This is a genomic window from Streptomyces lothianensis (assembly GCF_047779955.1).
GTDB lineage: Bacteria > Actinomycetota > Actinomycetes > Streptomycetales > Streptomycetaceae > Streptomyces.
The window spans coordinates 77,452-93,792 of the sequence record NZ_JBLMKT010000066.1; the positions used below are offsets into that span (position 1 = coordinate 77,452).

Here is a 16,341-nt window from a genome sequence, read left to right on the forward strand (position 1 = left end):
CAGAGATACCACCAGGCCAGGAGTCCCGCGGCTGCGTAAACGACTCGGATGAGGACGGAGTGATCCGACATCACGGCCCGTCCCGGGCCGCCCACCGCGAACATGGCCGCCAGAATGAGCAACCGCATGGCCCTCCCTCGTTGCTCAAGTCAGTTGATGTCCCGCGGGGACGTCAACTTCTGCAGTTGGCGGCGGGCACGATGTGGCGTCGGCGCGCCAGGCAGTCCGCGAGGTCACTGACCTCCTTGCGCTCAGGGCATCACGCGGCCGAGTTGAGCTCGACTTCAACTCGCCGTCAGGGTAGTGCGACGACGCCACTGCGCCCGCCGCCAGGGAATCCGCAAGCCGTGCCGCGCGATCAGGCGCGGCACGGCTTGGGAGGCGTGGGCCGGTGTCAGTTCGTGGCGTACGGGGAGGCTCCCGCGGCCGTGCGGATTTCCGGGAGGGCCGCGTAGAGGGACTTGCCCGGGCACAGGGTGTTGTAGCCGTCGCGGTGGCCGGAGACGGTGAACAGGGTCGCCTCCTCGCCGTTGTTCCACACGCCGGTGTCGGCCTTCGCCGTCAGCGTGACCTTGGCCTCCGGGTCGACGCCGTGCAGGCCGAGCTTCCATGCGGCGATGTCCGCGACGGCCTGCTTCGCCGCGGCCGACGGCATGCCGCCGTCCTCGTGGTTGCCGAGGACGGAGACGCCGGAGGAGTACGAGTTGAAGCCGTACGTGTGGGCACCGCGCACCGGCTTGTCGACGCCGCCCGCGCGGCCCTCGAAGATGGTGCCGCACTTGTCGACGAAGAAGTTGTAGCCGACGTCGTTCCAGCCGTTTTCCTTGACGTGGTAGATCATGATCGCGCGGATGATCGCGGTCGATTCGGAGCAGTCGTAGTCGTTCGTACCGGCGGTGTGGTGGACGAACATCGCGTCGATGTCGTCCAGGTACGCCGGCGGATCCTGTACGAGTGACTCGTCGGCGCCCCACTCGGCGCGGCTCACGATCGTCGGGGTGGTGGGCGCGGGCGGCTCCGTGGATGTGGACGGGACGGGTGCGGTTGGCTCCGGCTCCGGGTCCGTGGTCGTCTCGTCAGCCGGGTCGGTCGAGGGGGCCGGATCCGTCGGGTCCGGGTCCTGCGGGGACGAAGGCTGGGGCGTCGGTTCGTCCGTGGGCGCCGGGGCGGTCGGCTCCGTGGTGGTGCCGCCGGTCTCGGCCGGGGGTTCGGTCGGCTCGTCGGTGGTCGGCTCCGTGGCCGGCTCCGTGGTCGGTTCGGGCTCCGCGGGGGTGTCGGACGTGGCGGGAGCACCGGTCGGCTCCTCGCCCGGAGCCTTGGTGGTGGGGTCGGTGGTCGGCGGCGGGGTCGGCTCAGCGTCGCCGCCGCCGCTCGTACCGCCGTCCGTACCCTCGGAGGGAGCCGGATCGGTGGTCTCGTTCTCCGCCGGCTTGCCCGGCTTCTTCGAGTGCTCGGGCTTCGCGGTGGGCTTCCCCTTGCCGTTCCCCTTGCCCTTGTCGCCCTTGGTCGCCTCGGCCTCCGTCGTACCCGGGTCGACCATGTCGAGCCTCAGCGCCTCTGGTACGGCGGTCTCCTCGCCGTCGGCGATGACCCGCGCCTCGACGCCGTCGGACGGCCCGACCCACAGCGGCTCGGACGCCCCGCGGACACCGGCGTCGTCACCCTCCGCCGACTCCGGTGCGCGGATGCCGAATTCGAGGTCGCGCCAGTCGGTCCAGGTCCCGTCGGCGGCGCTGCGCGTACGTATCTGGGCCGTGCCCTCGAAGGTGTCGTCGCTGTCCTCCCACGAGACGCCGACCAGCGAGAACGACTGCGTCTCGGTACGCGGCAGCTCGCGCTTCTTCGGGTCCTTGCCGTCGAGGCGAAGCGAATGCGCCTGCGCCGGGCGTCCGTTGCCTTTGCCGTCGTCGTCCCCGGAGTCACCGGTGACCGCGATCGCCGTCACGCCCGTACCGGCGAGCACGGCGACCCCTGCCGCCAGCCAGACCGTACGCCGCGTACTGCTCGCCCGACGGGCGCGAGTTCCTCTTGGGCTCATTTCCCATCCTCAAAATCAAGTGACGGCCTTGATCGGCCTGTTGGCTGTCTCGCCGTGCCCGGCCTCATGGGGGCTCGGCAGGTTCGGCGGTCAGCTGCTGGCGGGTAGTTCGCCGGTGCAGGTGGCCCGGCCGTACTCACCCGTGGCGGTGGCGCGCTGGACGTGCTGGTCGCGGACGGCGAGGGTGCAGGCCGCCTGGCCGCCCTCGCCGTCGAGCGTGATGGCGACCACCGGGTCCTTCCCGAGCGGGACCTGGACCGTCTTCTTCCACGGCAGCGTGACGCCCTTCTCGACCGTGGCCGTGCCGGATTCACTGCGGGCCAGGTAGGAGATCTCGACGGTGCCCTCGCCTGTGACCTCGTAGGTCACCTGGGCCGTGGGCGCCGCACGGGCCTTCGGCTCCTCCTCCTCGTCGGAGCCGAGCAGGCCGTAGCCGACGAGGCCTGCGCAGGCGAGCAGCACCGCGGCGGCGATGGCCACCCCCTGGCGCCCGCCACCTGCCTGCTTCTTCACCGCGGGCTCTGCAGGTGGCGTCGAGGCGTCGGCTTCTTTTGCGTCGTTTTCCGAGGAGGACATACGGGGCCCGGCTCTCACTGCTGGGACTGACGGCGAACCGGGCGGTTATACAACGCCGCTTCGGTGTGAGTCGAGCGGCCGGACAAAGCCGGGCGAAGTGGCGCTGTTACGCGGTCCAGCTGTCCGGAAATGTCCGCGCCCTTGATTTGTGGACGATCAAGGAATTAGACAGCCGGATGTCGCGCGGAGGGTTGAAGTCCGTTTTCAGCCAGCCATGTTGAGTGCAGTGCCCGAGCTGGCCGAAATTCGTCGACCGGCTTACTCGGCATGCCCTTTTCGTGCTTTCGCGGTACGGAAACGGGCGGCCAATACCGAGAGGTATCGAGGTGAAAGTTCCGAACGGGAGATATATCTCCTGTCTTGTGGCCGCGGCACTGGCGGGAACGCTATTGCCGCAGGCGGCCTATGCGGCGCCGCCCTCCGGGCAGTCCGACGGCGGCAAGGGGATCGTCGACACCGTCGCATCGTGGTTCAGCGATGACGATGACGACGATGGGGGCGGCAAAAGCCCAGAGCCCGCCCACGAGGACGAGCGGATCGCCGACCGCGAGAAGCTGCCGAAGGGAAAGGCGCAGAAGCCCGCGAAGCGCGTCAAGGAGCTGAAGTCCCGGCGTACGCCGTCGGCGCGGTTCTACGAGCTGTCCGACGGCCGCGTCGAGGCGGAGCTCTCCGCCGTGCCGACCAGCTACCGCAAGGGCAAGTCCTGGGCGCCGATCAGCGTCGACGTACGCGAGAGCGACGCGAAGGGCTTCGAGCTGGCCAACACCACCAACGTGGGCCGGAGTTTCTTCGGCGCCACCGAGGACCGTCTGGTGCGCTTCGAGGGGCCGGGCGGCTCAGGCCTCACGATGGGTCTGGAGGGCGCGGGCAAGCTGGCCCCGAAGGCCGAGGGCAACAAGGTCACCTACGCGGACGCGGCCGCCGGGAACGCGGATCTCGAATACGTGGTGGGGCGAGGCCAGGTGAAGGAGAACCTGGTCCTGGACGCGAAGCCGTCCAAGGCGTCCGAGCCGCTGAAGTTCACGTTCACCCTGGACCTGGACAAGGGCCTCACGCCGAAGCAGCGCAAGGACGGCTCGGTCGCGATCTTCGGCGAGCATCCCACGCAGCCGGTGATGACGATCCCCGCGCCGTATATGACGGACGCGAAGAAGGACGAGCTGTCCCCGACGGGCGGCACGTACTCCACCAAGGTCACGCAGAAGCTGGCCAAGGCGGGCAAGGACGGCTGGACCTTGACGGTCGAGCCGGACGCCGAGTGGCTTGCCTCGCCCGAGCGCCGGTATCCGGTGACGATCGACCCGACGATCACGATCGTGCCGGATGCGGCGGCCTCGCAGGACACGATGGTGCTGTCCGATGCCGCCTCGACGAACTTCAACAGTTCCTGGAAGCTGTCGGCGGGCAAGACCGACACGGGCATCGCACGCTCCCTGGTGAAGTTCCCGCTGAGCGAGATCCCGGCGGGGACGACGGTCGACGCGGCGCGTCTGGAGATGTACTTCGACCAGTCGCACACCACCAACGGCAACGACGTGAAGATCGGCGCCTACCGCGCGACCGGAGCGTGGGACGAGTCGACGGCCACCTGGTCGAACACCTCGTCGCTGGTGGGTGAGCTGTCGGGGACCACCGTGCAGGTGGACGACGGCGATGCGGGCACGACGGCCGCGGTCGGCGCCTGGAACCCCGGGTCCTCGACCCAGTACGGCATCGGCGGCGACTACCTGTGGAACAAGGGCAGCGCTCTCGGCGACACGTACACCTGGCAGCCGCGTCTCGCGGAGGGCGCCAGCTACCGGGTCGAGGCGCACTACGTCCCGTGGACCGACCGGGACACCGCCGCCCCGTACACGGTGACGGGCCGGGACGGCACGGCCACGTACACGGTGGACCAGACCGCGGGTTCCGGCGGCCAGTGGGCGCCGCTGAACGGCGGCAAGCAGATCTGGTTCAGCAAGGGCACCGCGGGCAAGGTCGTCCTGAAGGACACCACCGCCGACAAGGCGGTGATCGCGGACGCGGTGCGGTGGATCAACCCCGCCTCCATCGTGAAGGACCGCGGTGAGTACAACCAGTGGCACAAGTTCGCGGTGAAGGACACCGTCCAGAAGTGGCTCGACGGGACGGCCGGAAACCACGGCTTCGTCCTCAAGGCCACGGACGAGTCCAGCGGCGCGCCGACGGGTGGCCCGCGCTATGAGGCCGGCGATGGCGAGTACGGCGGCGAGACCTCCACGGTCCCGCGGCTGACCGTCACGTACGGCAAGGTCGGTACCGCGCTCGACTCGCCCACCGTGGTGCACTCCACGGGCCCCGAGCTGTCGTGGAAGGCCTACGACAACACCAGCGGTGACAGCGGCCTGGACATCGTCGAGTACCAGCTGCACCGCTCGACCTCGCGTACGTTCACGCCGTCGGCGGCGACCCTGGTGGCTCCGATCGCGTCCTCGGTCACCACTTATACAGACACCACTGCGGTCCCGACCCCGGACTCCAGCTCCTCGGAGATCGGAAAGTCGTACTACTACCAGATCACGGTCAAGACGAAGGACGGCCAGCTCCTCGGCTCGCCGACCCGCACCGTCGGCATCCCCAAGGCCGGGCGCACGATGAAGCTGATCCAGGGCACTTCCGGGGTCACGGACACGACGCTCTCGTCTGCGCAGCCGTCCACCAACCAGGACACGATCCAGTCCTGGGGTGTGGGCCAGAAGTGGCTGTCCGTGGGCAACAACTCGGGCACGTACGGCAAGACGCGTGCGGCGCTGAAGTTCGACACGAGTGACATCCCGGCCACGGCGACGGTGCTGGAATCCCGGCTGTTCATGTGGGCCGCGCAGACCACGACCGACACCGACGGCGCGGTCTACGAGCTCCACGGTCTGACCAGGGGTTTCAACGAGACCCAGGCGACCTGGAACAACGCCGCCACAGGCACGGCATGGACCAGCCCCGGCGGCGACTACTCCTCCGCGGTCTCGGACTACACCCCGCAGTGGAGCAATGACGTCGGACGCCACTGGTGGGACGCCACGGGCCTGACCCAGGGCTGGGTCGACACCCCGTCGGCCAACAAGGGCGCGATGGTCAAGCTGAGGGACGAGTCGTCCACCGGGCCGCAGGAGCGCACCCTGTTCCTGACGTCCGAGGCCGCCGACTGGCAGCTCGGCCCGATGATCCGCGTGATCTACGTCGACGCCACGACGGAGGACACCTACTACGCGCCGCAGACCCCCGCCCGGATGACCCCCAACTCCACCTACACGGTGGACGTCACGGTCACCAACACCACGTCCTCGGCGTGGGCGGCCGGCGAGCGCGAGCTGTCGTACACCTGGAAGCTCCCCGACGGCACGGACATGACCACGGGCGGCAACCAACTGGAGACCGCCATCCCGGCGCTCCTCCCGGGCAAGTCGGCCACCCTCCAGGCCCAGGTCCAGACCCCGATCAACTCGGACTCGGGCAACAAGCGCACCGAGTACGTGCTCGGCTGGGACGTCCGCAAGACCTCCGACGGCACGTGGCTCTCCGGCGGCACCGGCGGAATCCCGTCCCTGAAGCAGAACGTCGCCGTGGAGGACCCGACCTCCAACCAGATCGGCCTGGAGAAGTTCTACTCCTACGCGGGGAAGAACACGGGCGCCGGCGCGACGGTGATGAGCAACCTCGCCGCTGGTAACAGCGTGTGGTCCTACAACGCGTTCAACAACCCCGGCCGGGGCCTGAACACGTTCTTCCGCATGTCCTACAACTCACTGGACACCTCCGACACGGTCTCCGGCCACGGCTGGTCTTTCCAGGCCTCGGGCCCGATCCGTCTCGGGGCCCCGCTGGACTTCCACCCCAACCCGCACCCGACCGAGATCCGACTCCCGGACGGTGACGGAACGACCCATGTCTTCCGCAAGCAGGAAGACGGCTCGTGGAAGGCCCCTGCGGGCGTGCACTACAAGGTGACGCCGAAGGCGGGCCTCGACTGCACCCCGGCCAAGGACCCGATCCCGGACGCGTGGACCCTGCTGCGCCCGGACGGCACCCGCTTCCTGTTCGGCTGCGACGGCTATATGACGTCGGCGGTCGACAAGAACGGCAACACGCAGCTCTTCACGTACGAGGAGCGCAAGTCCAACAACAAGCCGACGAAGTTCCTGAGGTACATCACCGATCCGGCCGGCCGTCAGTCGATGACCGTCGACTACTACGACAAGGCCGAGGCGACCTCGCCGAAGATCCAGGACCACATCCAGTCGGTCACGGACATCTCGGGCCGCAAGCTCACGTTCGAGTACTCGGACAAGGGCCTGCTCACCAAGATCACCGACGGCGCGGGCTCGTCGCAGCCGAAGGCGTTCGGCTTCACGTACGACGCCACGCAGGGCAACAAGAACGTCAAGCTCGTCGAGGTCACCGACCCGCGCGGCAACGGCACGAAGCTGGCGTACTACGCGCCGCAGGCCGGGGACGACCCGAAGTACCACTGGTTCACGAAGACGGTCACCGACCGTCTGGGCGGCAACACCGGGTTCACGTACGCGGCGAACGCGTCGAACGCGAAGTTCACCGACACCAAGGTGACCGACGCGGAGGCGCACACGACGACGTACGTCCAGGACGACTTCGGCCGCCCGGTCCAGACCACGAACGCCAAGTCCCAGACCACCAAGATGACCTGGGACGCGGACAACAACGTCACGTACCTGGAGGAGGCCAACGGCGCGAAGACGGCGTACTGCTACGACCAGAAGACGGGCTACCCGCTCTGGTCGCGCGACGCGGAGAACAACAAGTCGGGCGTCCCGCCGGCATCGGACTGCGCTCCGGGTACGTACCCGGCCAACTCGCAGCAGTACAGCTACCAGACCCGCGCGGACGGCTTCTCGGCCGACCTGTTCACCAAGACCTCCCCGGAGGGTCGCACGTGGCAGTTCGGCTATGACACCTTCGGCAACCTGAAGACGGTCACCGACCCGAAGGGCGTGGCGACCTCCACCGCCGACGACTACACCACTACGTACGAGTACAACGCCTACGGTCAGCTCACCAAGGCGACCGACGCCAACGGCAACCCGACGACGAACAGCGAGTTCGGTCCGACGGGATACCCGGCGAAGATCACCGACGCACTCGGCAAGTCGACCTCGTTCGTCTACGACGAACGCGGCCAGGTCACCTCGGTGACCGACGCGCTGGGCACGAAGACCACACAGACCTACGACACGTACGGACGTCCGCTGGTCTCCACGGTGCCGAAGGACCAGGCGGCGGGCGAGTTCATCACCACCCCGGCGCCGGTGTACGACGCGAACGACAACGTCACGAAGTCGACGGCACCGAATGGTGCGGTGTCCACCGCCGTCTACGACGCGACGGACCAGATCACCTCGGCCACCGCGCCGAAGGACACGTCCACCTCGGCCGAACGCAGGTCGCTCTACACCTACGACAAGGTCGGCAACCTCAAGACGACGACCGAGCCGAAGGGCACCCTGACCACGTCGGACGCGACCGACTACGTCACCACGCAGCACTACGACGCGATATACCAGCTCACGTCGGCAGTGAACGCGGCCGGTGACAAGGTCAGCTACGAGTACGACAACGTCGGCAACCTGACCACGGTCATCGACCCGAAGAAGAACGCGACCACGGACGCCACCGACTACACGACCAAGACCGCCTACGACCTGAACCACCGGGTCACCACGGTCACGGACGCGGACGGCAACACGACCTCGCGCACGTACGACAAGGACTCCCTCGTCGTCCAGTCCGAGGACGCCGAGGGCAACATCGCTTACGTCGACTACGACGAGCGCGGCAAGCAGAAGGAGACCCGTACCCCCTACGAGGGCACGACGTTCCGTACGACGCGCTTCGAGTACGACCAGGTCGGCAACACGACCAAGGTGCTCACGCCGCGTTCGGTGGCGGCGGGCAGCACGGAGGCGTTCACCGCGCGCACCGAGTACGACGCGCTGAACCGTCCGGTCAAGCAGTACCAGCCGTACGACCCGAACGACGCCCGCTACAACGACCCCAACGTCTACACGCAGACCGTGTTCGACGCCATGGGCCGGGTGAAGAAGACGTCGCTGCCGCCGTCGGAGGGTCAGACGGTCCGAAACGACACGGTCTACGACTACTTCGACAACGGCTGGGTGAAGAAGGCCACCGACCCGTGGGACATCTCCACGGCCTACGACTACACCGCGCTCGGGCAGCAGAAGGCCCGCACGCTCACGTCGGCGGGCGGCTCCTCGGACCGCACGATGACGTGGTCGTACTACCCCGACGGCAAGCTGAAGTCCAAGGCGGACGACGGTGTGCCGGTGGGCAAGTCAGTGGTCCTCGTCGACAACTCCGACAGCCAGCACACCTCTGCCACGGGCACGTGGGCGAAGGGTGACGTCGATGGTCAGCAGGGCTACGACCACCGCACCCACGCGGCAGGTACGGGCACTGACGCCTTCACGTGGACGCTGAACATCCCGAAGGACGGCACGTACACCGCGTACGTGAAGTACCCGGAGGTGACCGGCGCCGCGACCACGGCGAAGTACACGCTCTCGCAGGGCTCGACGGAGCAGCCGTCGGTCACCAAGGACCAGAACGCCACCCCCGGCACCTGGGTCGCACTCGGCTCCTACAGCCTCAAGCAGGGCAATGATGCCAAGCTGAAGCTGGAGGAGAACAGCGGCGGGATCGTCATCGCCGACGGCGTGAAGCTGGTGCGTGACACGTCCGGCGAGACGGACTCCGAGAAGAAGTCCTTCACCTACGCCTACGACGTCAACGGCAACCTGACCTCGATCGACGACACGTCATCCGGCGCGAACGTCGACGCGTACACGATCGCCTACACGGGCCTCAACCAGGTCCAGAAGGTGACCGAGTCGCTCGCGGGCCAGGAGAAGAAGGCCACGTCGTACACGTACGACGCCAACGGCCAGCCGGAGACGGTCACGCACCCCGACCAGTTCTCCGAGTACACCTACGACCTGCGCGAGCTGGTCAAGACGGTCTCGGTCGGCAAGACCGCGGCGGACGCCTCACCGAAGGTGACCTCGTACACCTACACGGACCGCGGCCAGAAGCTGAAGGAGACAAAGAACAACAACAACACCGTCGACTACACCTACTACCTCAACGGTGCGGTCAAGACGACGGCCGAGAAGAAGCCGAACGGCACTCTCGTCTCCTCGCACACCTACGCCTACGACCCGAACGGGAACAAGGCGCAGGACGTCGCGAAGAAGATGAACGCCGACGACAACACGGCATATCTCTCCTCGACCACGGACTACACCTACGACCCCGCGAACCGGCTCGCCAAGTCGGTCAAGACCGGCAATGGCGCGGGCACCGAGACGTACGTCCACGACAACAACGCGAACGTCATCAGCCAGTCGGTCAAGGGCACGTCCACGACGTTCACCTACGACCGCAACCGGCTGCTCTCCGCCACCGCGGGCGGTTCAACGGCCTCGTACAACTACGACCCGTTCGGCCGCCAGGAGTCGGTGACCAGCGGCGGCAAGGTGATCGAGCGCTCTGTCTACGACGGCTTCGACCACGTCATCGAGACCCAGAAAGTGGACGACGCGGGGACGCTGAAGTCGACGAAGTACACCTTCGACCCGCTCGACCGCACCGCCTCGAAGACGGCCGACGGCAAGACGACCGACTTCACCTACCTCGGCATGTCCGGCGAGGTACTGGGCGAAGAGGTCGCCGGCGAGCTGACCAAGTCCTACCAGTACAGCCCATGGGGCCAGCGCCTCTCCCAGGTCAAGCACAACACCGACGGCACCAGCGAGGACAGCTACTACGGCTACAACTCGCACACCGACGTCGAAACCCTGACCGACAAGGACGGCAACACCAAGGCAACCTACGGCTACACGGCCTACGGTTCGGACGACGAGTCCGAGTTCACCGGCATCGACAAGCCGGACGCGGCCGACCCGACCAAGGAGGAGTACAACCCCTACCGCTATAACTCCAAGCGGTGGGACGCAGGGTCGGGCACGTACGACATGGGCTTCCGCGACTACAACCCCGGACTCAACCGATTCACCACTCGGGACATGTATAACGGCGCCCTCGCCGACATGGGGCTCGGTGCAGACCCGTATACAGGAAACCGGTACGCCTTCACCGGTGGAAATCCCGTCAGTTTCATTGAAATTGACGGCCACTACTCCCTCGGGGACCTCGTAGATGACGTGAGGGATGTGGCTAAGGGAGGGCTGAAGCTCGTCGGCAAGCGTAACCCGGCTGGTCTGGTCAGTTCCGTGTCTGGCCTACTCTTCGACTTCGATCCAGTAGGCGACGGAGTTGATACGCTCGTGGACTCCATTTTCGGCGGCGGAGATGATGGTGGCGATGGGCGGATACTCACCCTCGAAGATTTCTGCGAAGAGGATGAAATCTTCACCTCTGAAGGTTGCGAAAATCCAACCGATGCCATGCAGCGTGTCACAAATAGGGTTAATGAGGAGTTCCGGAAGAATCCAGACCAATATCTCGATGAACTCACCGACGCGGAGCGGGCGGCGGCTGTGGAGAATCCATTCCTGGCCAGAATGAACTACGGCAAGGCAATGGAGCGAGCGGTGGCGCGGGACCCCGACATTGCGAACCACTTCGAGCATGTCGGAGGTGCCGGCCGTCCGGACTTCGTCTTTCTCACCCGATCCGGGGGGCAGGTAGAGAACTATGAGCTGACCACGAACAGTACGGCTGCCGCGCTAAGTCATCTGCCGCGCCCGTACGTTGACCCGCTCACGTACGTGACCTACCCTTCAGTTCCCTACGGGTTTGGAGTGTTGTGATCTAAATCGTCACAATGGAGCGTAGGGCTTCACGGCTTGTCCCCGACCCGCACGCGGGTCGGGGACAAGCCGGTTCAGTTTCCATCGGTCTTTGTCTCAGGGTGGTGTGGCTGTGTTTCGGATGACGCCGGGACGCCGGATTTCTGGTCTGCGAGCGGAGTCGGGTACGTGGCTCCGTGGCGGCGAGTGGAGCGGCTATCAATTCCTTAATTGTCAATGTCGTTGCGCTGCGGATGTCGAGCACCGCGTGCGTATTTCGGAGGTGAAGCTTACTGCGTGTTCTACGTCCGACTGTTACGTAGAGGGGGCGATTCTGGAAGATGTGACCGTGGACGGTCTGGGGGTTGAAGGTGACATTCCGCTAAAGCTTGCCGGGTGCGCCTTCTCGCGAGTAACACTACGCGGGGAATTGGGTCAGGTGATGATAAGGTCGCGACTCCACATGGCATTCAAGCAGTATCAGGCAGTTTATGATGTTGCAAATTCTGCCTTCTATGGCAAGGTTGAGTGGGCGATCGACATCTCGCAGGCTCAAGGTCCGGCAGTGGACATCAAGGGAATTCCCGGAAATCTGATTCGAAGGGATCCTCAAACTCAAGGCTTGATGACATTTGAGCAGGCCCTTGAGGGTAGGTGGCGTTCTGTCGATCTCTCGGGAACCACCTTCGGAGTTAAGGCTCAAATTATCCTTGAATCCGGCGCGCCAGACGGGGTGCTGATCGCTGACCGGAGCAGTCCCAATTTTTCCCATCAGGTGCAGAAGTTGGAGGAACTGCGCAGGGCTGGATGTGTCTTGCCGGAATGATTTCAAGCTTGAATCGAGTGGAGTGCTATGGGATCCCCTTGACGTAGGGGATGAATGGGTGCCAGGACACAGGGAATCTCTGTAGTGCCGGCCCATCCTGATAAGTTCCTGCCGGGTTTGCTGTGACGGCCTGGCTCGGGATGGCAGTGGCCGAGGGTGACACGGGCACGGTGTGCATCGCCGTAGGGATGAGTTGGGAACGTGAGTGGGGCAAGTGGCGCGCGGCGGGGATGACGGGCTGGGGGAGGCCGTCCTACGGGCGCAGGGTGGGGACGAGCAGGCCTTCGACGCGGTGTACCGGATGGTGCAGCCTGGCCTGTTGGGGTTTCTGCGGGGGCTCGTCGGTGATGAGGCCGAGGACGTGGCCGGTGATGCCTGGCTGGAGATCGCCCGGGACCTGCCACGGTTCCGGGGCGACGGCGCCGGTTTCCGCGGCTGGACCGCGGTCATCGCCAGGAACCGGGCGCTCGATCTGCTGAGGCGGCGGAAAGCGCGCCCGCAGCCGAGCGCGTATGACAGCGATCTCCTCGAACTGCCCGGCACGTACGACACCTCGGCCGAGGCCATGGAGGTCGTCTCGACCGAGCAGACCCTCACGCTGATCGCGGAACTGCCGCGCGACCAGGCCGAGGCGGTCCTGCTGCGTGTCGTCATCGGGCTCGATGCTCCCTCGGTCGCTCGTGTGCTCGGCAAGCGGCAGGGGGCCGTGCGGATGGCCGCGCACAGGGGGTTGAAGAGGCTGGCCGGTCGGCTTGCGGTGCGCGGGGTGCCGGAGGGGGCATCCACGACGCTGGAGGAGCGTGGAGTGGAAACGGTGGGGAAGCCCGTATCGAGGACTGCGGGGGATGCGCGGTGAACGGCGACTGGTTGCGCGGGAACGTCGGGAACGGCGGGAGTGACGGGAACGGTGGGAACCGTGGGAGCGACGGGGGTTGGTACGGCCCCGGGCCGGATGCTGAACACGTGCCGGACGACGGCGCGGTGTCCGCGGCCCTTGGTGGGCTGGCTTCCACGAAGGTCGACCCCGACGCGCAGGCCGCGGCCGTCGCCGCGTTCCGCGCCGCACGCGACAGCGGTGCGCACAGCGCCGTCAGGACGCGGCGACGCGACGACTGGCGTCCACGCCGGCCGCGCCGCGGCATGGCCTGGCGCCCGGCCCTCGGTGCGCTGCTGGCCGGACTGACCGTGGGCGGCGTCGCGTTCGCGGCGGCCGAAGGAGGTGGCCGGACGCCGGAGGGTGAGGCGGGGGCACCGACGACGGCTCCGGTCGCTCCTGAGCGGCAGGAGCAGGAGCAGGAGGGGGATGGGGAGCGGACGGGGCGTGGTGCTCCGACGGGGGCGCCGAGTGCTCATCCGTCAGGTCCGGGCTTCGAGCACAGCACCGAGGCGCTCTGCCGCACCTTCGACAAGGCGGGTGGCAAGGCACTCGACGCGAGCGCACGGCAGCGGCTTGTCGATGCGGCGGGCGGGGAGGAAGCGGTGGCCGCGTACTGCCTGCGCATGTCGGAGGAGGCCGAAGCGGCGGCAGGCGCGGGGCCCGGCGATCCGGGGAACGACAAGAGTCGCCCGGCGAAGGGCGACACCGCCGAACACGGACAGGCCGGGCACACCTCCGGTCAGGGCTCGCGGCCTCAGGTCCGCTGACGCTCGCCGACGAGGTGTGAGGTGTGAGGTGTGAGGTGTGAGGTGCGAGGTGCGAGGTGCGAGGCTGACCACGCCACCGGGGTGGCGAGCAGGAGTGGGCCTGGCGGGATTTTGAGTCGTGGTCCGCAACGATGTCCCGCAGGTTGCGGGCGACTTCGACGCACTCTCCATTGCCGCTGCTGTAGCTGGACTTGACGAACTCGTCGTGCGGCACGGTCTACAGCTCCTTGCGGATGCGCTCTATGAGGGCGACGGAATCACTCAGGGAGAGCCCGCTGCGGGCGATGCGCTCGAACGTGGCGTTGTGCCGTGCCGCGTTCGCCTCGCTCTCCAGCCACAGGGGAGAGGACGCGGTGTCCATGTAGACCACGTCCATCGCGCCTTGTTCGGCGAACGAGACGATGCTGAAGGCGCCGGTCATGCCGGGGTGCGGGCCCGGCGAGGAACGGGACCACCTGGACTTGACTGCAGGGTTCGCCGAAATCGGCCTGAAGTAGCCCTTGCTTCGGCATTGACGCGTCGCGGACGAATGAGAACGGTCGAGGGTTGTACGTGTCGGCTGGATTCGCGGCGTGAGAAGGCGCACGTCCGGACAGTGTGATGGTTTCGCGGGCCCATGCGCTTGGTCCGGCGAGGGGAACGAGGGTTCTCGTCGGTCGAGCCGAGGGCGTGTGGATGAGTCAGATGCTGGGCGGGGATGGCGACGGTCAGGTTGCCGTGGGGCTGCGGATGCGGGCACATGCGCGGGGATTCGTCGCGCATGTGAGGCGCCGCAACCGGCTGCCGCTCGACTTCTCCGTGGCCAGCCTGCGCGTTGCCGACTTCATGGTGGAGGGACTGCGCAAGGGTGGCGCAGAGGCTCCGCGTCCCGATGGAGTGTTGTACGGGCTCGGGGCCTACGTGGGTGAGGTGCTTGTGCGTCAGGCAGGGGGTGCGTGGGTCGAGGTCGAGGGGGCTGAGCGCGAACTGTTCGGCCAGGATGTGGGCGTGCGGATGCCTGATGGGCGCGTATGGAACCCGCTCGGGAAGGTGGTGAACCGGTTCGAGGCGGGGGCGGAGGAGTCCCTGCAGGTCTTCTATCTGACGTTGCATGGGCGGGCGCGTAAAGGTGCGTGAGAATTCCGGCTTCGGGTTCCGGGTTCCGGGTTTCGCGTTCCGGGAGATCCGGGCTGAATGTCCGTCGACTTGCGTCGCCTGCTCCTGTTTGCGCTGGATACCGGGCGGGTCTTGTGGACTGGGCGCGATAGGTGAGATGGGTGCGATGGGTACGAAAGGAACGGAACGGGTGAGTGGGATGCGGTCAAGGCGTCGTCGTTCGCGTAGTGGGCGGTATGTGAGCGCGGTCCTCATGAGCGTGGTGCTCACCGGCTCGCTCGCCGCGTGCGGGTCCGATGGCGGGTCGGACGCGTCCGGCGTACGTGACGATGGCGCCGGGCAGGTCGAGGCGCTGGAGAGTGCGAGCCCGACCGGCGGGGAGCCGAGCGAGTCGGCTTCGCCGTCCGCGAGTGCTTCGGCCAGTGCGAGCGCGTCGGCGTCAGCGAGTGCTTCGGCGAGCGCCAAGCCGAAGGCCTCGGACGGTGCATCAGGGTCCGGGTCCGGGGCCGGCTCAGGATCGGACTCAGGGACCGGCTCCGGGGCAGGGTCCGGGGCGGACCAGCCCGCCCAGGAGGCCCCCTCCGCCCCGGACTTCCCGGTCCCGGTCGAGGTCGGCAACGCCACTCAGCTCATCACCGTCAAGTCCAGCGGCTCGTACGCGACCGTCACCGCCTGGGCCAAGGGTTCGAGCGGGTGGAAGTCCGTGCTGTCGACGAAGGCCGGGCGTGTCGGCTCCAACGGGGTCGTGCCGGGGTCGACGCGGCAGCAGAGCACGTGGACGACGCCCGGCGGCACGTACACGATCACCGAGGGCTTCGGGCACGAGGCGGGCGGCACCTCCATGCCGTACACCCGCATCAACTCCTCGCACTGGTGGGTGCAGGACCCCGAGTCGAAGTTCTACAACCAGATGCACACCGAGGAGGGCGCCGACTTCCCGCTCACGGAGAGCGGCGAGCGCGGCAGCGAGCATCTGATCAACTACCCGACGCAGTACGCGAAGGCCCTGGTCATCGACTTCAACCGCTGGCCGGCCACGCCCGGCCGGGGCGCGGGCATCTTCCTGCACGTCAACGGCAAGGGCGCGACGGCCGGTTGTGTCTCGGTGCCGCGCGCGACGATGGACTCGATCATGGCGTGGATCAAGCCGGGCGCGAACCCGCGGATCGCGATCGGATAGTCGGTACGAGCCTGTCGGCGCAGGCCTGTCAGTACGGGCCTGTCAGTACGGGCCTGTCAGTACGGGCCCGTCAGTACGAGCCTGTCAGCGCAGGCCTGTCAGTACGGGCCTAGTGACCTGAGTCGGAGATTCGTCGTTAGTTGGGTATGAGTCGTCCGGGTCC

The 16,341-nt window shown here is 67.0% G+C and carries 9 protein-coding genes and 1 pseudogene; 6 read left to right on the forward strand and 4 right to left on the reverse strand.

Annotated elements, in window-relative coordinates; genetic code table 11:
- Window positions 1-394 precede the first annotated feature (394 nt).
- Both ACLF6P_RS22925 and ACLF6P_RS22930 read right to left on the reverse strand, forming a co-directional pair.
- Window positions 395-2,038 carry a peptidoglycan recognition protein family protein gene (locus tag ACLF6P_RS22925; protein WP_415952524.1) on the reverse strand — a complete coding sequence of 548 codons (1,644 nt, stop codon included), beginning with the start codon at window positions 2,036-2,038 and terminating at the stop codon, window positions 395-397.
- Window positions 2,039-2,128: 90 nt separating this feature from the next.
- The gene (locus tag ACLF6P_RS22930) at window positions 2,129-2,551 is read right to left on the reverse strand and encodes an MmpS family transport accessory protein (protein ID WP_415952525.1); all 423 of its coding nucleotides are present in this window, start codon (window positions 2,549-2,551) and stop codon (window positions 2,129-2,131) included.
- Window positions 2,552-3,960: 1,409 nt separating this feature from the next.
- Here ACLF6P_RS22930 and ACLF6P_RS22935 point away from each other — a divergent pair.
- The 4 genes from ACLF6P_RS22935 (at window position 3,961) to ACLF6P_RS22950 (ending at window position 13,903) form a co-directional block, all read left to right on the forward strand.
- A complete protein-coding gene (locus tag ACLF6P_RS22935; RefSeq protein ID WP_415952536.1) occupies window positions 3,961-11,454 on the forward strand; it encodes a DNRLRE domain-containing protein in 7,494 nt (2,497 codons plus the stop codon).
- A gap of 442 nt (window positions 11,455-11,896) precedes the next feature.
- Window positions 11,897-12,259: a hypothetical protein gene (locus tag ACLF6P_RS22940; RefSeq protein WP_415952526.1), complete on the forward strand. Its 363-nt coding sequence runs from the start codon at window positions 11,897-11,899 to the stop codon at window positions 12,257-12,259.
- Window positions 12,260-12,464: 205 nt separating this feature from the next.
- Entirely contained in the window at window positions 12,465-13,115 is a 651-nt protein-coding gene (locus ACLF6P_RS22945) for an RNA polymerase sigma factor (RefSeq protein WP_415952527.1), read from the forward strand.
- Window positions 13,116-13,222: 107 nt separating this feature from the next.
- Entirely contained in the window at window positions 13,223-13,903 is a 681-nt protein-coding gene (locus tag ACLF6P_RS22950; RefSeq protein WP_415952528.1) for a hypothetical protein, read from the forward strand.
- Between the two features lie 133 nt (window positions 13,904-14,036).
- Here the strand turns inward: ACLF6P_RS22950 and ACLF6P_RS22955 are convergent.
- Both ACLF6P_RS22955 and ACLF6P_RS22960 read right to left on the reverse strand, forming a co-directional pair.
- A pseudogene (locus ACLF6P_RS22955) lies at window positions 14,037-14,117 on the reverse strand (DUF397 domain-containing protein); the annotation flags it as partial.
- A 3-nt stretch (window positions 14,118-14,120) separates the two neighbouring features.
- Window positions 14,121-14,324 (reverse strand): Scr1 family TA system antitoxin-like transcriptional regulator, encoded by a 204-nt coding sequence (locus ACLF6P_RS22960; RefSeq protein WP_415952529.1) that lies wholly within the window; start codon window positions 14,322-14,324, stop codon window positions 14,121-14,123.
- Window positions 14,325-14,578: 254 nt separating this feature from the next.
- Here ACLF6P_RS22960 and ACLF6P_RS22965 point away from each other — a divergent pair, with 254 nt between their 5' ends.
- On the forward strand, window positions 14,579-15,019 hold the full coding sequence (locus tag ACLF6P_RS22965; RefSeq protein ID WP_415952530.1) for a hypothetical protein: 441 nt from the start codon (window positions 14,579-14,581) through the stop codon (window positions 15,017-15,019).
- A 217-nt stretch (window positions 15,020-15,236) separates the two neighbouring features.
- Window positions 15,237-16,178 (forward strand): L,D-transpeptidase family protein, encoded by a 942-nt coding sequence (locus tag ACLF6P_RS22970; protein ID WP_415952531.1) that lies wholly within the window; start codon window positions 15,237-15,239, stop codon window positions 16,176-16,178.
- Window positions 16,179-16,341: the final 163 nt, after the last annotated feature.